The organism is Undibacterium sp. Tian12W, from assembly GCF_049339405.1.
GTDB lineage: Bacteria > Pseudomonadota > Gammaproteobacteria > Burkholderiales > Burkholderiaceae_D > Undibacterium.
Genome location: NZ_JBMPPK010000020.1, coordinates 44,312 through 63,931 on the forward strand (window position 1 = coordinate 44,312; position 19,620 = coordinate 63,931).

General features: G+C 50.0%; 16 protein-coding genes. 9 read left to right on the plus strand and 7 right to left on the minus strand.

The annotated features are described in order from the left end of the window. Positions 1-92: 92 nt before the first annotated feature. Both ACO0LI_RS23210 and ACO0LI_RS23215 read right to left on the minus strand, forming a co-directional pair. Positions 93-839 carry a hypothetical protein gene (locus tag ACO0LI_RS23210; protein ID WP_423035572.1) on the minus strand — a complete coding sequence of 249 codons (747 nt, stop codon included), beginning with the start codon at positions 837-839 and terminating at the stop codon, positions 93-95. A gap of 26 nt (positions 840-865) precedes the next feature. Beyond that, positions 866-1,057, minus strand: a complete 192-nt coding sequence (locus ACO0LI_RS23215; protein ID WP_423035574.1) for a hypothetical protein — start codon at positions 1,055-1,057, stop codon at positions 866-868. Here ACO0LI_RS23215 and ACO0LI_RS23220 point away from each other — a divergent pair. From ACO0LI_RS23220 to ACO0LI_RS23235, 4 genes are all read left to right on the plus strand, one after another. Then, positions 1,056-2,732 carry a peptide chain release factor 3 gene (locus ACO0LI_RS23220; protein ID WP_423035576.1) on the plus strand — a complete coding sequence of 559 codons (1,677 nt, stop codon included), beginning with the start codon at positions 1,056-1,058 and terminating at the stop codon, positions 2,730-2,732. The genes ACO0LI_RS23215 and ACO0LI_RS23220 overlap by 2 nt on opposite strands. A 320-nt stretch (positions 2,733-3,052) precedes the next feature. Beyond that, on the plus strand, positions 3,053-3,367 hold the full coding sequence (locus tag ACO0LI_RS23225) for a hypothetical protein (RefSeq protein ID WP_422952790.1): 315 nt from the start codon (positions 3,053-3,055) through the stop codon (positions 3,365-3,367). A gap of 271 nt (positions 3,368-3,638) precedes the next feature. Then, entirely contained in the window at positions 3,639-4,448 is an 810-nt protein-coding gene (locus ACO0LI_RS23230) for a transporter substrate-binding domain-containing protein (RefSeq protein WP_423035578.1), read from the plus strand. Between the two features lie 143 nt (positions 4,449-4,591). Beyond that, positions 4,592-5,251 carry an amino acid ABC transporter permease gene (locus ACO0LI_RS23235; protein ID WP_422952792.1) on the plus strand — a complete coding sequence of 220 codons (660 nt, stop codon included), beginning with the start codon at positions 4,592-4,594 and terminating at the stop codon, positions 5,249-5,251. A 25-nt stretch (positions 5,252-5,276) separates the two neighbouring features. Here the strand turns inward: ACO0LI_RS23235 and ACO0LI_RS23240 are convergent, their stop codons facing one another. The 5 genes from ACO0LI_RS23240 to ACO0LI_RS23260 form a co-directional block, all read right to left on the minus strand. Further along, positions 5,277-6,734: a M48 family metallopeptidase gene (locus tag ACO0LI_RS23240; protein WP_423035580.1), complete on the minus strand. Its 1,458-nt coding sequence runs from the start codon at positions 6,732-6,734 to the stop codon at positions 5,277-5,279. An 8-nt stretch (positions 6,735-6,742) separates the two neighbouring features. Continuing rightward, positions 6,743-8,851 (minus strand): tetratricopeptide repeat protein, encoded by a 2,109-nt coding sequence (locus tag ACO0LI_RS23245; RefSeq protein WP_423035582.1) that lies wholly within the window; start codon positions 8,849-8,851, stop codon positions 6,743-6,745. A 70-nt stretch (positions 8,852-8,921) separates the two neighbouring features. Beyond that, the gene (locus ACO0LI_RS23250; RefSeq protein WP_423035584.1) at positions 8,922-9,659 is read right to left on the minus strand and encodes a YoaK family protein; all 738 of its coding nucleotides are present in this window, start codon (positions 9,657-9,659) and stop codon (positions 8,922-8,924) included. 138 nt (positions 9,660-9,797) lie between these two features. Beyond that, entirely contained in the window at positions 9,798-11,312 is a 1,515-nt protein-coding gene (locus ACO0LI_RS23255) for a tryptophan halogenase family protein (protein ID WP_423035586.1), read from the minus strand. A 159-nt stretch (positions 11,313-11,471) separates the two neighbouring features. Beyond that, positions 11,472-14,228 carry a TonB-dependent receptor gene (locus ACO0LI_RS23260; RefSeq protein ID WP_423035588.1) on the minus strand — a complete coding sequence of 919 codons (2,757 nt, stop codon included), beginning with the start codon at positions 14,226-14,228 and terminating at the stop codon, positions 11,472-11,474. A 986-nt stretch (positions 14,229-15,214) separates the two neighbouring features. On the opposite strand from ACO0LI_RS23260, the gene ACO0LI_RS23265 reads away from it, so the two are divergent. The 5 genes from ACO0LI_RS23265 (at position 15,215) to ACO0LI_RS23285 (ending at position 19,602) form a co-directional block, all read left to right on the plus strand. Then, the gene (locus tag ACO0LI_RS23265) at positions 15,215-15,886 is read left to right on the plus strand and encodes an energy transducer TonB (RefSeq protein WP_422951108.1); all 672 of its coding nucleotides are present in this window, start codon (positions 15,215-15,217) and stop codon (positions 15,884-15,886) included. 260 nt (positions 15,887-16,146) lie between these two features. After that, positions 16,147-16,992 (plus strand): MotA/TolQ/ExbB proton channel family protein, encoded by an 846-nt coding sequence (locus ACO0LI_RS23270; protein ID WP_423035590.1) that lies wholly within the window; start codon positions 16,147-16,149, stop codon positions 16,990-16,992. A 386-nt stretch (positions 16,993-17,378) separates the two neighbouring features. Continuing rightward, positions 17,379-17,813 carry an ExbD/TolR family protein gene (locus tag ACO0LI_RS23275; RefSeq protein WP_422953300.1) on the plus strand — a complete coding sequence of 145 codons (435 nt, stop codon included), beginning with the start codon at positions 17,379-17,381 and terminating at the stop codon, positions 17,811-17,813. 91 nt (positions 17,814-17,904) lie between these two features. After that, complete coding sequence (locus tag ACO0LI_RS23280; RefSeq protein ID WP_423035592.1) at positions 17,905-18,339, plus strand: ExbD/TolR family protein; 435 nt, start codon at positions 17,905-17,907, stop codon at positions 18,337-18,339. 321 nt (positions 18,340-18,660) lie between these two features. Further along, entirely contained in the window at positions 18,661-19,602 is a 942-nt protein-coding gene (locus tag ACO0LI_RS23285; RefSeq protein ID WP_423035594.1) for a BadF/BadG/BcrA/BcrD ATPase family protein, read from the plus strand. Positions 19,603-19,620: the final 18 nt, after the last annotated feature.

Here is a 19,620-nt window from a genome sequence, read left to right on the forward strand (position 1 = left end):
AGCCTTAGCTGCACAGGGTACATACCTAAGGCCTTGCACTGCATCCCAAATCGCCTTGTTCGCACTCATCCTATTCATGAAATGAGTTCTGATCAGAAAGCATATTGCAGGCGCATGCTGAACACGCCGGCATGGCGGGTATTGAGTTTGCCCACGACATACGAGGCCTCATACTTGATGGCTTGCTTGCTGTCCGGCGTATTGCCCAGCCTGACATTGCCAGAAATCATGGGGCCTGCGCGGTGAGATTGCCGGGCTCTGGCTGACCAGTTGTCCCAGTCGCCGAGTTCTCCAAATCCCTGCAAACCAAATTCCAGCTCAGACCGCAGGCGGTATTTACCTTGCCACTGGTATTTCATCTGCATGCGGCTGGTGGGCGCGACGCGGTAAGTTCTTTCCAGAAATACATTGGTATTTACCTGTATGCGGCCAAATTCAGTCTGCATGGCGGGGCCAAATTCAAAGTCCACGCCACGACTGTTGTCGGTATTTTTGTTCAGGCTGGTATGCAGCGCCAGATCAACCGGATATTGTCCATGAGTCAGCAAGAAGTCGTTTTGCCAGGTCCAGGCGCTATTTGCCAGCGAACTTGCGCCACGTTTTGCCCAACTGGCATACACTTCGGTGTACCAGGTCTTGTTGGGCATATAGCTGACACCCAGTTCAGGTACAGTCGAGGTCGCCCGGTTTTCGGGGAATGAAGACCAGGATTTGAAATCGATGGTTTTTTCACCCTCATTTTCATAGATACTGACCAGATAATAACCAGAACCTGCCTGTGCAGGCATGGACATGGATGCGCAGAGAGAAAATGTTGCCGTAAGAGCAAATTTCTTCATGGTTAACTAAGTTATTGTAGATATCGTCATGCCCACATGATGGCATTGTCATGGGAAAGTGCAAGAAAATCTCTGGGGGAATTGTTATTTCCGTCATTTTTCTTGGAACGGGTGGCAAATTGCACAGGTGCTGGCAGCGCTTGCATTCGACTTCGCCCCCAATACCAGCTAAACTTGCGTGTTTTTCTCCATTTTTGCGGCATCAGCATGAACACCATGAATACATCCCCAGACGATAGCGCTGAATCCGGCCACGAGTCAGTCTCAGAGACAACTACGTCCAGCGCGGCATCGAAAGACCTGATCAGCCGCGAAGTGGCACGCCGCCGCACCTTCGGCATTATTTCCCATCCGGATGCGGGTAAAACCACGCTCACTGAAAAGCTGTTGATGTTCTCTGGCGCGATTCAACTGGCTGGTACCGTCAAGGCGCGCAAGAGTGGCCGCCATGCGACATCCGACTGGATGGAAATCGAAAAGCAACGCGGCATCTCGGTCGCTTCATCGGTCATGCAGTTTGAATACCGCGACCACGTGGTCAACCTGCTCGACACCCCGGGTCACCAGGATTTTTCTGAAGATACCTACCGTGTATTGACGGCAGTCGATTCTGCCCTGATGGTGATTGATGCCGCCAAGGGTGTGGAAGAACAGACCATCAAGCTGCTGAATGTTTGCCGCATGCGCAATACGCCCATCATCACCTTCGTTAACAAGATGGACCGCGAAACCCGCGACCCGCTGGAATTGCTCGATGAACTGGAATCGGTACTGAAGATACAGTGCGCACCAGTGACCTGGCCTATCGGCATGGGCAAGACTTTCCGCGGTGTGTATCACATCCTGAAAGACGAGATTTTGCTGTTCACACCAGGTAGTGAGCGTGCAGATCAGGAATTTGAAGTCATCAAGGGCATCAATAATCCGCGCCTGGTAGAAATGTTCCCGCTGGAAATCGAACAACTGAAAATGGAAGTCGAACTGGTGCATGGCGCTTCCCACCCATTCAGCCTGGAAGACTTTTTGGCTGGTGTGCAGACGCCAGTATTCTTTGGCTCTGCCATCAACAACTTCGGCGTGCGTGAAATTTTGAACGCCTTGCTGGACTGGGCACCGGCACCGCGTGAGCGTGATGCGACTATCCGTTCTGTTGAACCAAAAGAAGTCCCATTCTCTGGCTTCATTTTTAAAATTCAGGCGAACATGGACCCGGCCCACCGTGACCGTATTGCCTTCCTGCGCGTGTGCTCTGGCCGGTTCGAGCGCGGCATGAAACTCAAACATCTGCGACTGAATCGCGAGATCAAGGTGTCTTCTGTCGTGACCTTCATGGCATCTTCGCGTGAACAGGTGGAAGAGGCTTACGCTGGCGATATCATCGGTCTGCCCAATCATGGCAATATGCAGATCGGTGACAGCTTCTCTGAGGGGGAATTGCTGCAGTTTACCGGCATCCCTTACTTTGCACCTGACTTTTTCCGCACCGCACGTATCCTGAACCCTTTGAAAATCAAGCAATTGCAAAAAGGCTTGCAGCAATTGGGTGAAGAGGGTGCCGTGCAGGTATTCAAGCCCGTCGTCAGCAGTGACCTGGTGCTGGGCGCGGTGGGTGTCCTGCAGTTTGAAGTGGTCGCCAGCCGTCTCAAAAATGAATATGGTGTTGATGCCGTGTTTGAAGGCACCAGCATTAGCAGCGCTCGCTGGATCAGTTGCGATGACAAGAAAATGCTGGCCGACTTTGAGCGCTCCAGTGCCGGTGGTAACATCGCCTATGATGCGGCAGGCAATATGGCCTACCTGGCGACCTCGGGTGTGAATTTGAAATTGACACAAGAACGTTGGCCTGGCGTAACTTTCCACGCTACACGTGAACATGCGGCTAAATTGAGCTGAGGCTATCTGCCCCACATTCAGTAAGCGTCGCCAGTAAAAAAGCGGCTGACAGAGCAAAAAGCTTTTGTCAGCCGCTTTGCTATTGGGGCTTTAAAAGTTTACTTGAATGCAGATTTTAATTTGCTAACATGGTCATTTAAGATCAACTTTTTGCACGGCAATATGACGCGCAGTTGACATGTAGCTGTCATATTGTGGGTGCAAGATAATGTACACACACCCAATAGCCTTGAAGTAGCAGTATCTGTGACAGCAGAAATTGCAGGTGGGCAATCAATTTCCTTCCCGGTTTTTTTGCAACTTTGATGAGGAGCGTGATCATGGCATTATTTTTTATTGAAGCAGTCCGTTTTGACGGCAGCGGTCAGCGTGTCGCCAAAGTACGCTGGGGCAAGAGCAAGGGTGGCCAGGTGATGCCCCCCGCCATGGTAGATGACCCGCAGGAGGCCGATGTACAGACGGTACTGGATACCATTGCCAATGGCGATGAAGTATTACCGAAATTCCACGGTGAAAATGGCATCATACTGGGGCCAAAAGTGGTTGGCATACATTATGAAGATGGCGCCAGTGGTTTGAGCACCGCAAGCGACGATACGCCAGGCCACAGCCTGAACGATTTGCCTTCTTTCTGATCTTTTTTGATCCTTCTGCCCCTTCCGGCGCGCCTCTGTTTTTCCTTGCAGCAAGAGTGTAAGAGGCGCGCCAATTCCCGGTTTTGCAATCCTTCCATGTTTTTCGCATATAGACTGGCTTGGTATATGCAAATAAGAAATACTTCGTTGTCCTAATGTAGTCAGACTCCATATCATATACAGGTCGCCGGATAAATCTTTCTTTCTGGCATGTTTCAGTGTGTATGCCTTCTGTTATCAATAACGAAGGTGTAAAAAACTTCTCAGGGATATGATGAAAACTTCTACAAAAAAAACAATCTCCACTTTGCTGGCTGGCGTTATTTTGGCTGGTGCTTCTTTGACTGCAACAGCTGCAGATTTACTCGATACTGTTAAATCACGCGGTACTTTGAAAATCGCGCTGGAAGGTACTTACCCTCCATTCAATTTTAAAGATACCAAAACCAATGAACTTGCTGGCTTTGACGTTGATGTTGCCAAATTACTGGCAGCTAAACTGGGTGTTAAACCAGAATTCGTGACTTCTGAATGGAGCGGCATACTTGCAGGTTTGTCGGCAGGCAAGTTTGATGTCATCGTCAATCAGGTGGGCGTGACCGCCAAGCGTCAGGAGACTTTTGATTTCTCTGATCCATACACTGTTTCCAGCGCACAGCTCATCGTCAAAAAAGATGAGAAACGCGAATTCAAAAGTCTGGAAGACCTGAAAGGCAAAAAACTTGGCGTAGGCCAGGGCAGCAATTATGAAGAACGTGCCAAGGCGGTTGCTGGCGTTGAAGTCAAGAGCTACCCGGGCGCACCTGAATACCTGCAAGATCTGGCAGCTGGCCGTGTTGATGCCGCATTGAATGACAGCTTGATGGTTGCCTACCTCGTCAAAACCAGCAATCTGCCTATCAAGGCTGGTGCACCTATCGGTGAAATTGCAAAAAATGGTATTCCCTTCCAAAAGAATAACCCTAAGTTTGCCGCTGCCCTGAATGCAGCTTTGGCTGACATTATCAAAGACGGTAGCTTTGCCAAAGCATCTAATAAATGGTTTGGCAAGGATGTCAGCAAGGCACCTGCTGCACAATAAGCGACAAACAAGCTGAAATTAAGTCGGCAATACTGTTTGATATGGATTGCCGGCTGATTACGCATGTATGATTAAGTGGATGTAATCCATTTGATGTCACTACTATCCCCGTCATCACGGGGATATTTCTTTTTAAAGTCGCCATGGAAATTTTCGAATTGCTGCAAATGGCCGCACCGGTCATGTTGAAGGGCGTTGCCTATACCCTGTTGTTTGCCATTGGTGCCATGGTGGGTGGTTTGATACTGGGTTTCTTGCTGGCGGTTGCGCGGATATTGCCAAGCAAATTGATCAGCACGCCAGCTGCTGTCTATGTCAGCCTGATACGCGGCACACCCTTGCTGGTACAGATTTTCGTCATCTATTACGGCTTGCCTGGCATAGGCATAGAATTTTCAGCGACATCGGCAGGCATACTGGCCCTGAGTCTGAACGCCGGTGCCTATCTGTCAGAAAGCATACGCGGTGCAATAGTCGGTGTCAGCCGCGGCCAGTGGTCGGCCAGTTCCAGCCTGGGTTTGAATTATGGGCAGACCCTGCGCTATATCGTCGTACCACAAGCCATGCGTGTGGCAGTGCCGTCCATGAGCAATACCCTGATCAGTTTGATCAAGGATACTTCTCTGGTATCGGTCATTACCGTGACAGAGCTGATGCTGGCGACCAAAGAAGTCATCGCCACCAGCTTTCGCCCCTTGCCACTGTACATCGCAGCCGCTTGCGTTTATTGGGCGCTGAGCCTGTGTTTTGAAGTCGTACAAAGACGCCTGGAAAAACGCTTGCAGCAAGCCCATCAGGTTTGACATTGCACCGTACCGCACCGCTTGCCTAGGCAGGTCGTGCAGCATCCTTTTGCAAGCCATTCAGATAAGCGACCGTCAGTTTAGATTGTAGCGCGGCTTGCAATAATTCTGACGGCATGAGCCTGGTGTCAGCGCGTGTCATGGTCAGTGCCTGGCCAGGCAGCAGGCTGGCTTTATAGCCATAATGCGTCAGGCACGCGGCAATCCAGGACTCCATGATTTCGAGTACATAAAGACGCTTGCCCAATGGTGACAGGAAGCTGACACCTTCTGGCCTGAGCCTGTCCCATAAGCTGTTTGGATCAGTCGCCATCTTGACCAGTTCATTCAGGGACAGGGCTTGCGGGTCCATCCAGCTACCGGCAAATCGTTGTTTATTCTGTTCCTGCAAGACTTCGGTAGCATATCTGTCCCAGTCACAATGCTGCAGATTTTCTTTTTCAAACATCGCATACCAGGCATTCTCTGTTTCTGCTTCTCCACCCAGTAAATGCAGGCACTGGGACAGAGGAGGGAAGCTGGGTTTGGCACCCGGCACAACGGCGGCTACCCTTTCTTCCAGACTGGGATGGGTATCAAATTCCGTGGTCGTATGTGATTCTGCATAGTTGATCGCAGTTTGAATATCGGCCCGCTTTACGCCGGGTTTGCAGAAACGGCGGAAACCTTCAAAGATAGGCATGCGCACGCCACGATTCAAGGCAGGGCCAAGTTCATAATCAAGATAACTGGACCACATCGGTGAAATCAAATGCACCTTTTCCAGCGCTGCCCGGGTAGCTACCGGACCAAATTTTTTGGCAGCCAATGCATCGGCAGCGAATTCCTGCTCGCGTGATACGGCTGCTGATAATTTCAAAAACCATTTGCCGTAATAACGGAACAGGACATCCAGGAAAAACATGGAATCGTCCAGGTCGGTTACTGTATAGGCGATAGACGTGCGGGTGCGGTATACCCAGGGGCCGAGTGACAGGTCGCCTGCAACAAAGTGACCAAATTCATGCGCAATGACTGAGCCCAGTTCCGCCTCCGAGAGTGTGCCCAGCAAGGGCAGGCCCAGACCAACCTCAAGCTCCTTGACCTTCCCCCGCCAGTTCTTTTTGCCGCTGATGAAAGCAGATGCCACACCTATCAGGTGAATGTTGACTGGTGCTTCTACCTTGAGTTCCTTGGCGATGCGTTCCACCATGGCATACAAGGGTTCAGCGGTTTGGCGTGATAAAGGTTTAACGGTATCTCCGCTCTTTTTCTCTTTGCTGCGAGGTCGCAGCGAATACGCCAGCGTCAATGCAGCAATGCCTGCAATGACACCAGAAAACTGTAAAGAAGAGCGGTGATTGATCTGGGTAATCGGCACCCATGCCAATGCAATTAACAGCCCAAGGGCGAGTACCCAAAAGCCAACCCAGAGGGCGACAACCAGTCCGGCGCGGCGCGTCAGGTTGGTTTTTTGTGGTTTGCGTTGATGATCTGTTTTCATAAATTAACTCAGCTTTTCCATTGCCTGATTGCCGTGCTGACTACACCTTGTAGCACATCTGTTTTGGCCGCTAACTGCCTTAGATTCTGCCGTTCCTGCGCCGACAGTTGTGGATTGCGTGAGCGGATAAAATAAGCCGCAGCCAGCACATCTGTTTCAAAATCTACTTCATCCAGGTTCACTTTTTCGCCCCGCACATATTGCTCAAAAATCGACAAATCGGCTTTGCGCATATGCATCATCTGCCGCAACTTGTCCTGAGTGGTTTTGTCATTGATGCGGCTGGATTCGCCATATAACAGCGCCAGTTGATCAGCCCCCAGATGCTGGCGTACCTGTGTCGTGTTGATATGCTTTACCAAATCCAGTGTCTGCTCGGGTGAGCTACGCAAGCTGAGTGAGAGCTTGACCATGGGCAGGTCACGATGCTCTGTCTTGTTCGGTGGCAGGCCAGCTTTGGCGCGATAAATATCCAGGATATTGTCATTCTCGTCGTCCGGCATGCTGCGCAAATACTTTTCCGGATCACCAATTCCCTGTTGTCTGGCTATTTCATTGAATTCGACAGTGAACATGGCTCTTTCCAGACCTTTGCTGTTATTGATTGCTGCATCCAGTAATTTCAGGGCATCAGCGGAGCGTTGTTGCGTCAGCAACAGCTTGATTTCTGTATCCAATAAATAGCTGGCATTTTCTGGCGACAGCTTATGCAGTTGCTGCAAATCCTGGGCCGCACCGCGACTGTCGCCATGAACAAATTTACGCCAGGTAAGGCTGCGCAGGATATTGGCATCTTGCGGGAATTTTTTCGCCAGGTTTTTCATTGCCTGCAAGCCTTCATTACCGCTCAATAGCGAGGCATACAGGTATTGCTCTGACGAAGAGTCAGCAGCCTGACTGGCGCGTTGGGCATATTCCTTGAGCATGATGTCATGCTCGCCGATATCATCACGCAAATCCTGGATGCCGCGCTCCAGCAATACATTGTCCGGATGTATTTTTAAAACCTTGCGGCTCAGGCGCAGCGCTTCTGCGCGCGAGATGCCATTGGCGACATACAGGGCAATATCAGTGGTGCGCGTATCCCAGTCCTTGATGGCGGCATAGGCTTCCAGCGCTGGCAACATGTCTTTTTCCAGACCGTGGCCAAATGCATAATTCAGGCAGGACATCACAGCAGGTGTGTCAGCCTGGTTGACGACAGTCAATTGTTTGGCGCTGACGCTGCTTTGGTGCTTGCTCATGCTCTTGGTTTGCGGCGGTTCTGTGAACAGATACTCGACACCGGCAAATTCCAGCAGGCGCTTGCCACAATACACGGTCTGGCTGCCAGCCTGTCCGGGCGTAGCTGGTTTGACTTTGCTATAGATGATGGTGTTTTCTACCAGTGGGGCAGCTCCGGCGATATTCCATACGTTAAAGCGGTCAGTACTGGCCAGTGTCTGATCATAGCTATCGATGATGCCGGTCTTATCGCTACTTGCTTCCCCTGTCAAATGGCCGACTGGTAGCGTCATCGTCGCGCGCCCTTGCGCTGCCACGGTCAGGGTTTGTTCTCCTATCCTCACTTTGACGGGTATGTCAAAACCATTCAGTATGGTCAGATTCTGGGTGCTCGCTTCCTGATAGCTGGCCGCCGCACCAGTCAGCACCATGATGACCATGGCCAGCGCCAGGCCACGTGTATATAACCAGCCCATGATGCCCAGAGGCGCACGCGCATAAATCTGCCATTGCCTGTCGCCAGTGCTGCGCACTACGTAAGATCCCATGGGAACCAGCGGGATGCCGAACAAAATGACAAAAGCATGCAGGGCAATATGGCTGCCGTCGGTATCCCGTTCTGATTCACCGACAAAACTGAACCCGACAGAATTAATTGTTCCCAGTGAAGGCGTGCCTTTCAGCGGTTTGGCAAACAGGCGGCGTTCACTGGTCAGCTCCTTGAGTACATCCTTGTGCTGCGGAAGGCGACGGAACAGGCGTGCCAGCACCAGAGAACGATAGACCTTGAATGGATCTCCAGATTCTATGGCCCGGCTGATTTTCGGGTCATCGCTAAAAGTGCGCAACTCTGGCACACGCTGGAATAAATTGGCTGGATCAGATATGGACATACAGATTTATGAATAAGATAGCCAATAATAAATTGAAATAAGGGATGTACAAACGATTACGTGAAAAGCATCAGGCTTTCCTGAAGCGTGGTGCCAGCGATAAAACCACCAGCGCAGTGGCGATGGGCAGGGTAGAAATAAAACCGAAATGTTTGAATCCATACGCGCCAGTCAGAGCGCCGAAAAAAAACGAGAATACCAGCAAGCCATGCAAACGCAATTTTTGCAAATTGGCGCCCACTTCGTTTTCATGATGAATCTGGTCTTTGTTCCTGTTCCAATACATCATTTTCCCGAGTTCTATACCTATATCAGTGACCAGGCCAGTGACATGGGTGGTGCGTATCTCGGCTTGTGAGATTTTAGTGATAAGCGCATTTTGCAGGCCCATCACATAACAGAGCAAGACGGTAGTAAAAGAAACGGTGATCAGGGCATGTTCTTGCAGTTCAGTACCAACCAGGCCGAATACCAATAATAGCGCAGCTTCCAGCAGCAAGACCGGGGTATAGATATAACGAAACTGATTGCGTCTCGCATAGTTGACCATGAGGGCTGTGCAAGCAGCTCCCCAGGCAAAGGCCACAAGCATGAACAGCGCGGCAAATGCAGGCAGTAATTTACCCAGCACCAGATCGTCGGCAGCAGAAGAAAGCATGCCCGTCATGTGCGAAGTATATTGTCCTACTGCCAGAAAACCACCCGCGTTCAAGGCTCCGGCCACACATGCGAGGCTCACTCCCAGATGCAGATTAGCCCGGGGAGTACGCTTGGGTGAAGTCAGCTTGGCGAGATAATTGATGGGCATGCAGGAAACGATAGAATTTTTGCCAGTCTGAGCAGAGTTTAGCTGAAAAACTGGCAAAAATGCACGTCCACCTGCATTTGCTTGCTTTGAACATGTTGTTTGCTACGTGCTCACTTCTCTATTTCCGTGACAGTCAACTCACATCGCAGGCTTTTGCTTAGCCAAAAAACTGCGGTGATCCTGAAAATTCAGGGCGCAACGCTGGATAAAATCACCGAGTGGATATTGTTGTTGCTGTTCACCAGCAGTTGTTTTCTTTTCTGCATCGGGGAATATGCCCATGCCCGCCAGCAAAGCGTACCAGGAGGCTACCGGGTAATACTTCTCTATATTCTGACGGCGTATTTCATCGCCCAGATCACGACCTTCCAGCCAGGTCGAAAAGATGTGCTTGAGTGAATCAGGTATCCTGTGCAGATCGGCTGCGTTAGCCTTCCAGTATTCTGTATCTGTCCGGGTATTGGTTTTGTAATGGGCGATGATGTAATTCCTGTGTCCGTCAAAATAATCATTGATTTCCTGGTTATAGACTTGTTGAGCCTGTTCGCTCAAATCACCTTTTTCCAGGAACAGGCAAAAGATCGCAGCGGTCATTTGCGTCAGATAAAGTGCCGTCGCTTCCAGCGGTTCGAGGAAACCCTGTGACAGCCCGACAGCCAGACAATTCTTGTTCCAGTGTTTTTCCACACGGCCGAGTTTCATCTTCAGATGGCGTGCTGGCGTGTCGGAGTCCAGCGTGCCAATTTTTTCGCGCAATTCTGTCTCTGCCTGATCTGCCGTCGTAAAAGCCGAGCTATATACATAGCCATTGCCATAGCGGTTTTGCAGCGGTATTTTCCAGGCCCAGCCATGCTTCATGGCAGTGGATACGGTCAGCGTGGGAATTTTGTCGCCTATGTCGGTAGGCATGGCAATGGCTGAATCGTTAAGCAAATTATCTGCGTAACTGACAAAAGGTGTTTTCAGTGCCTTGTCTATCAGGAGGGCAGAGAAACCTGAGCAATCGACAAAGAAATCTGCTGCCAGCTCACTGCCATCAGCCAGGCTGACGGCGGCAATATTCCCTTTTTCATCCAGTCGGGCGTGATCGATATGCGCCTTGATATGTTGTATGCCTGTCTGCAAGGCTTTCTTGCGCAGGAATTTGCCGAGCAGCATGGCGTCGAAATGATAGCCATAGGTAGTAAAGAAAGGGAAGTTGTGGTCGCCGATAGGTGCAAGGCAACTGTCAGCCAGTTGCGCCGAAAGAAAAAACTTGTTCGGCAAGGCACAGACATCTGCCCCTTGCAAGCGTGCTTTGACGTTGTCGATAAACGATGGCAAGGTCAGATTATCGATCATGGTCACAAACGGGTGAAAATAACTCGCATGACCGGTTTTGCTTGACCAGCCATCAAAGGCAATACCGCTTTTGTAGGTGGCATTGCATTCAGGCATCCATTCTGCTTCCTGTATGCCCAGAGTGTCGAAGAAGCGTTTCATGACTGGTGTTGAGCCTTCGCCTACACCAATGACGCCAACGGTTTCTGATTCTATGACGGAAACCTGTATGCCCTTGTCCTTGACGGAATGAGCAATCAGCAGTGCTGCCATCCAACCGGCAGAGCCGCCGCCGACAACCAGGATTTTTTTTATGGAGTCTTGTGTAGTCATATCGTTTGCCGTGAAGATAACAGTATCAGAAGAATATCTGACAACAGGGTTGCAAATGAAAAAAAGTGATGGGGCAGGCATGCACCATCACTTATAAAGCGGGAAGCACAACAACGAATCAACTTCCCCGAATTTACCGCTATAGCATTACAAAACAGCTTACATCTTCGCGTGCAAAGTCAGGAAGATTTGACGGCCATTTTTATACAGGGATGCTGGCAAATCTGCTGCACCTGGTGTTTTCCAGGTAGAGCTGACCAATGGGTTATTGAGATCTTTACCATCCAGAGAGATGGAGAAGCTGTCATTGATCTGATAAGCCAGTGTGGCAGACAAAGTACCGATATCGTTCTGGTAAGCGGCGCTGTTACGGCTGGTACCATTCAGGAAGCCGGAACGATAGCTGTATGTCAGACGTGCGCTGAACTTGCCATCTTCATAGAATGCACCGATGTTGTATGCATTTTTGGAAGTACCGATCAGAGTACAGTCAGGAGCCAGTAAATCACCGCACTTGGAACCAGGAGCTGCACCTGTTTCTTTACCCAGTGTGTAAGTGTAGTTAGCGTTGATACCAAAACCTGCTGGCAATGCCTGGATGTAAGCCAGTTCCAGACCTTTAACTTCGGCCTGGGTATTGATAGGCGTACTCATTGCATATACAGTGTTTTTCTTCTGGATCTGGTTGTAGAACGTGCCTGTGCTTGCGCCATAAGTCACGTATCCATCCAGAGCCGAGTAGAAAATATCAGCAGAGACCAGGGATTTTGGAGCGAAATACCATTCCACGCCCAGATCTACTGTGTTTGCACGGATAGGTTTCAGGTTAGGGTTACCACCGTTACCAGTACCTTGTACGTCACGCAGATCCAGACCAGCCATTTGACCCAGTTCAGGACGGGCCATCGTGCGGGAAACACTAAAACGGGCAACCATGTCTTTGTTCAGATCCATGCGGAAGTTTGCACTTGGCAGGAAATCGACATAATTGTTGTTATAGGTACGTGGCTCAAAATTACCGGAAGCACCGATCTCATTACGTGTGACTTGCTCGCTGGTGCGGGCAACACGCAAACCGAAATTACCGCTGATGCCTTCGCCTGCAAAATCAGCCATCACATATGCAGATTGTGTTGGTTCTTTAATGGAGAATTCATTTTGCAGCAAATGACCAGAGTAGTTGGTGTATTGCGCCAACCAGGCATTCACAGAAGCTTGAGAGAAAGTCCAGTAACCTGCACCGTTAGCACCCAGATCATTGAAAATGGCTGGGAAAGCTGTCAAACCAGACATAGGCAAGTTGGCGGCATTGCTCAAACCTGGCAAAGCATTGTTACCGATAGAAGTCAGATCACGCTTGTGTTCAGCAGCACGGAAACCGAAACGCAGAGTAGGGATGCTGGCGAGATTGGTTTTGAACGTGCCGTCGATTTGTGCGTAGTCTTCCTTGTCATTGGCAGTTACGTGTGAACCGTAAGTGTATGGTGCGCCAGGTGTGCCAGGTGCGCCATTGTTAAAGCCGCCGATAGAGAATTTGTCAGCACCAGGAGTGACATAAATCACAGGCTTGTCAGAACCCTGAACTGTGTAGCTACCACCTGTCCATGGCATCCAGATACCCATCGCACCACTGATCGTGTTGCCCAGGCCTTTGGTTGTACCCACTTTACCGGCAAGTGTCAGTTGATCATTGACGCGGAAAGAGCCGTCGATGTTAAAGAACTGAGACTGGCTTTCTGCTACAGGACGGGAGAAAATTTCCTGTACAGAGCTGGACATGCCGCTACAAGGTACGCAACCGGCAGGATTACCAACGGACAATTGGGAAATAACGCCCTGGCTCAACGTACCACTGACAGCGCTGGTTGGGAAACCAGTTGTTGCCCAGGATGGTCCGACGAAACGGCCCAGGGATTGCATGAAGTTGTGATTGACGTTAGGTGCATCCAGATGAGACTGGAATGCAGTGATGTCAATGCTCACATCCTTGGATGGTTTGAACTGGAAGTCAATCAAGCCGCCTTCGCGGGTACGTTGCTGTTCAAACCAGGCTGTACCACCCAGATAGTTGGTGACTGCGCCAGAAGCTGGCGATGTTGCTGTGTTTGCAGTACCAGCACCTTTGATGGCACTATCGATAGGACTGCCGACATCAACTTTATCCCACCAAATTTGATTCTCTTGGCCAGCGCGGCTCAGAGTACGTTTTTGGTGGAAAGCCTGCACCAGAATACCCATGGTAGATGCATCATTTTTCCAAGCGATCAGACCGCTCAACTGAGGATCAGATTTGCCGGAGTTGGCAGAGTTGACCAGACCGATACTTGCCTGTGCATTGAATTGCTTTTTGAAATCCAGTGGCTTGCGTGTTTCGATATCGACGACACCTTCAGCACCGCCATCAAGCAGGTTGGCTTGAGAGCCTTTATGTACTGTTACGCGGCCTATCAGTTCAGATGGGAACAAAGAGAAGCTGACGCTGCGGCCACCGCCAACGATATTGTCGGCAAACCAGTCGCCGCTCGATACTGAGTGACCATTAAGTGTTGTCAGTGTCAGGCCAAATGGTGTGCCGCGCAAGGCAACGCGATCGTTCTCACCAAAGCTGCCTTCGCCGCCACCGGCTGCAGCAACGCTGACACCCGGTACGCGTTGCAGAGAGTCAGCAACGTTTTTATCAGGCATTTTGCCGATGTCTTCGGCAGTGATGACTTCAACGAAATTATCAGCGTTACGCTTTTGATTCAAAGATTGCTGCAGGGATGCGCGAATACCAGTTACAACCACTTCTTGAGGCGCTGCGGGCTTTGCTGCCTCTTGTGCTTGCGCCTGCATGGCAACGCTCATGATCAGTACCGCAACAGCGGACGCCACGGGCGTTAAATTGTTCCTCATTGGACTCATTTTATTTTGCATTTATTTCTCCTTCGGTTAAGACCTGTGAAAAGCTTTAGATCCGTGACAAAAAATTGCTTCCTCCCCCATACCCTACACACTTGATGTTTTGCCAGTGAGTATTTTCGGTACAACCCGCTGCAGTAAAAGTCATTCAGAGTTAGCTACCACTCGAAACAACAACACCGGATGTGAAGCACTTTAGTGGTGACCAAACAGGTTGTCAATCGGTATCTAAGTGGTATCTTTACGATGTTTAAATGATTATCTCTTTGATATGTGTATTGCATCTATCTATTTGTTTTTATTGAATAAATTATTCTTTTCAAATTTGGAAGATGAGAAGTGGACTGATGTTTTATTCCCACATGTGGTCTTTAATTGTTCCTTTTTTAGTCAATAAAGTGGATTTGAAGTGGCTTTGAACTTGGTTTTTTAAATTTATTTACTTATGCCTTGAGTGAGGTATTGACGGCTGCATTCTGCGCACAAAAAACATGGTTTAAATTTCCCTGGAAGTGCTGACAGATATAGGTGTTGCCCCGATCATGTCTGCTTGATGACTTTATTTGCTGATTGATGAGCTAAGACCAGTTGCAAAAATGTGTCATTGTTTTGACGTGAATTTTTGCTTGAGCAAGGCTCATAATACCTTCTGATTTGAGCCTTTCAGGATGTCCTGAAAATGGTAGATTTAATTCCACATAGATACCTCTTGACAACCAGTTATGAGGACACTACAGTAAGCCAGATTCTAAAGACTGGCGCTTACTTAAGACGTGCTCAAGGCTGTTCAGGGCAAGTTGTACGGGAGTGGTATTTTTGTGTTTTTCTGCAAGGATAAAGTTCGGGGCATGCTTGCATCTGCAAAATTGCAGACACATGAATTGACGCATCATTTATCCAAGCAATGCGATGCAAACTGCTCCTGGTCCTGAATCTGCCATTGCTGTCGTGTATGGGAGCAGGTTGGTGAAAATGTCTTCACAATAATAGAGGGAGCAGTAATGGATTTTTCAAATCGCCAGCAAGAGCCGGGGAAGAAGTTTATAGGCTTAGGGCTGGTTATCGCATTTCACGTACTGGTGGTATATGCCCTGGTATCTGGATTGGCGCGCAAAGCGATGGAAGTGGTGATCAAACCAGCAGAAGTCAAGCTGGTAGAAGAAGTGAAACCACCGCCACCGCCACCAGACACACCGCCACCACCGCCACCGAAATTGTTGGCCCCGCCGCCACCGTTCATTCCGCCACCGGAAGTTCAGGTACAGCCACAGCCACAACAAACGCCAGCGATTACTGCGGTCTCCAATGTCAAGCCAGATAACCCGACCTTGAACAAGGCCCCGCCAGTGGTAGCGGCACCGACAGAAGCCAAGGCCACAGGCCCGGTCACCATACCAGGCGTCATCGACTTCAACGTCGGTGGATGCAAACCGGAATATCCACGTGCCTCCCTGCGCAATGAAGAAACCGGCACCGTCCTGTTGTCCGTATTGATTGGTGCAGATGGTACAGTGGCCGATGTCAAGATCGACAAATCCAGCGGATTCCGCGGTCTCGACAATGCGGTTAAATCCCAGTTGATGTCAGGTTCCTGCAAAAACAAACCAGGTACCGTCGATGGCAAGCCACAACAGACCTGGGCGAAAGTTCAATACGTTTGGAAGTTGGAGTAGATAAAATCAAGATCAAGATCAAGACCTCTCACCACAGAGGCACAGAGACACAGAGAAAAGCAAGAGGAAACACGGATGGATAAAAACATCCACACTTTGCGAAATTTTTCTCACCAGGGTTTTCTCAGTGCCCCCTCTCTGACTCAGTGTCTCTGTGGTGAAGATGTTTGGTCTTAAAGTTTTACATTAAACAAACCAAGTCGCACATAAAAACAGCAGTAAGCAATACCAACCTTATTTTGTTAAAAGGAAGCACCTCAATGAAAACCCGTTTCTCCGCATTCCTGGCTGCAACACTCCTGGCCTTGACAGCCGCCGTTGCCGTCGCCCCTGTTTCTGCACAGGAATCCGCCTCTGCAGCTGCCTCCGCTGCTGCCCCGGCACCAGCCGCTCCAGCAGACGCTGGTGCCCCAGCAGCACCTGCAGCTGCCAAAGAAATGGTAGACAACCCATACGGTCTCGATGCTCTCTGGAAAACTGGTGACTTCGTCGCCAAAGGCACACTCATCATCATGGTCATCATGTCCATGGGCAGCTGGTACATCCTCATCACCAAAATCATTGATCAAGTCAAACTGTCCGGTCAAGCCACAGATGCCCGTTCCAAATTCTGGAAAGCAGCTTCTGTTCAAGCCGGTGCCGCTTCTTTGAAAGAAGGCAGCCCATTCCGCTTCATCGCTGACTCTGGCATCAAAGCCACAGAACACCATGAAGGCGCTCTGCTCGAACAAATCGATCTGAACACCTGGGTTTCCATGTCCATCCAGCGCGCTGTTGATAAAGTTCAAAGCCGTTTGCAAGACGGTCTGGCCTTCCTGGCGACAGTTGGTTCCACAGCACCGTTCGTTGGTCTGTTCGGTACAGTATGGGGTATCTACCATGCGCTGACAGCGATTGGTATGTCCGGTCAGGCATCGATCGACAAAGTAGCGGGCCCGGTTGGTGAAGCGCTGATCATGACCGCGATTGGTCTGGCTGTGGCTGTTCCTGCAGTTCTCGGTTACAACTTCCTGGTTCGCCGCAACAAGAGCGCCATGGAAGAAGTCCGTGCGTTCTCCGCTGACCTGCACTCCGTTGTTCTGTCTGGCACCATGGGCAAGAAGTGAAATACTGATGAAGCTACTGCGCGACGCGATTTTGAACCTGCGATGCTCACCGTACTAAAGTACGGTTGCGCTTCTTAGTCCAAACTAGCGCCGCTCGCTACGCTTCCTCAGCATTTCACACGGCTACTTTTTATGGTTTAAAAAAACTGAAGACACTTAATCGGATAGATGCAGAGGCAGAGGAGCACAGAAAATCAGAATGAATGCAAGTGGATAAAAGAAATTTGTCACTTGTATTTGTCGTGTAGAGATTGCTGTAGGGTGCGCCGTGCGCACCGTTTGTTGTCTGATGGTGCGCATAGCGCACCCTACCTAACTTCTGTGAACCTGCCTTCTGTGTTGAGAGGTCTTAAGGCTTAAAGCGTAACATCGAAAGAGAACACATTATGGCAATGGCAATTGGCAATGATGGAGATGGTGAAGACGAAGTCAACAGCACCATCAACACCACCCCGCTGGTCGACGTCATGCTGGTTTTGCTGATCATCTTCCTGATCACCACCCCGGTGATTACAGATACGGTCAAGCTCAAGCTGCCGGCAGAAACCAACGTGATTTACAAAACCAAACCGGAAAACATCACCCTGTCGGTGAACAAGGATGGTGATCTGTACTGGAACGGCAGCATGAGGCCGCTGGCTGGCACGGATGCCCTGTTTGAAAAGCTCAAGGTAGAAGCAGTCAAGATCCCGCAACCGGAGTTGCATATCCGTGGAGATCAGAATACCCGCTATGAGTTTATTGGCAAAAGTATCCTGACGGCACAGCGTGCCGGTATCGCCAAGGTCGGCTTCGTGATTGAACCGCCACCACGGAACTAAGACAGTAGGGTGCGCCGTGCGCACCATGGGCAATGCTGGAACGGTGCGCATGGCGCACCCTATGGTAAAGCCCCTATAAAGAGGAGTACTTATGGGTATGCAAATAGGTTCCGGTGGAGCGTCAGCCGATCCGGAAGTGATGATAGAAATGAACATGACGCCGCTGATTGACGTCATGCTGGTATTGATCATCATGTTGATTATTACTATTCCTATTCAGAATCACGCAGTGAATCTGAATTTGCCGACAGGTAACCCACCGCCGCCACACACACCACCTGTGGTAGTGAGTATTGATGTCGATTTTGATGGTACGGTGTCCTGGAATGGTACGGTAGTTGATCATACACAACTGGAAGCCAAACTGGCTGAGTCGGCAGCGATGCCAGCAGTTGACCAACCAGAAATCCATCTACGTCCGGTTGCGGTTGTGCCTTACAAGTCTGTGGCTGCGGTCATGGCAGCGGCACAGCGTCTTGGTGTGACCAAGATCGGTATGGTCGGAAATGAACAGTACCTGAAGTAAGAAAGTTCATTGAATAGTCACTGCAAGCGCTAATACAAGTTGTTATGGTGCTTGCGTTGAAAGTGGTCATTAACAGGCCTGTTTCATTGTGCTGGATAGCAATAGTGTTGCGGGAATAAAGTAGGCGAAATTAAATTTAACGATACCACTTAAATACCTATTGACATCCACTAGTAAAAAAACTTACAGTGAGGCTTAAAATAGTAGCAGAAGTACAGATTCTGATTTGGCCGGATAACTTATTGCACCATTTTTATTATCGTTCTTGTCATCGTTTTTATCGTCGTTTTTATCACCATTCTTATCACCATTTAATTATCAATGAACAAACAGGCAGAACATCTTTCTACGGCTGATTCATCAGGTACTGCAGAGCGGTCCTCAGCAAAACCTGCTTGTTCTTATTTTATTGGTGCTGATGGTGGTGGTACTGGCACGCGAGTGGTGTTGGCCGATGCCAGTGGCAAAGAACTTGGCCGTGGCAGTGCTGGTCCTTCTGGTCTCGCACATGGCCGGGATAAAGCCTGGCAATCCATCCTGCTGGCGACCCAGCAAGCGTTTGCAGCAGCGAATCTGGATGTACCGGCACTGGTCGACATCGCAGTCGGCTGCGGCTTGGCTGGTGTCCATAATATTCATTGGGCCAGAGAGTTTGTTGCGCTCAATCCTGGCTTTGGCGCAGTCTGTGCAGAAACCGATGCCTATACCACTTTGCTGGGCGCCCTTGAGGGTAAGCCCGGTTCCATCATTGCCCTGGGAACTGGCAGCGTTGGTGAAGTTTTGTTACCTGATGGTCAGCGTCGAGAAGTCGGTGGCTGGGGTTTTCCGGTCAGTGATGAGGCCAGTGGTGCCTGGCTAGGCATGCGCGCCGTCAATCATTTGCAGCGCGTGCTTGATGGCCGTGCTGCCAGCAATCCATTTGCCAGCGCTGTGCTGACACAATGCGGCGGCGACAAAGATGCCGTCTTCGCCTGGCTCGCACAAGCCAATCAAACCCGTTATGCCGAACTGGCACCCCTGGTGATACGCTTTGCGCCCGAGGTAGAGGTCGCCCGCGCGATCATGCTCGAAGCAGGTAAAGAAGTCGCCATCATGGCACAGGCCCTGGACCCGGAATCTGCATTGCCGATTGCCCTGTGTGGCGGTCTGGCAGCGCCGGTAGCCAGCTATTTGCCAACAGATTTAAAAGAGAGAATACAAATGCCCAAGGCTGATTCAGCAGTTGGGGCTCTCATCCTGATACAACAGCATTTGCAAGCCTGATAAATACATAAAAAATAC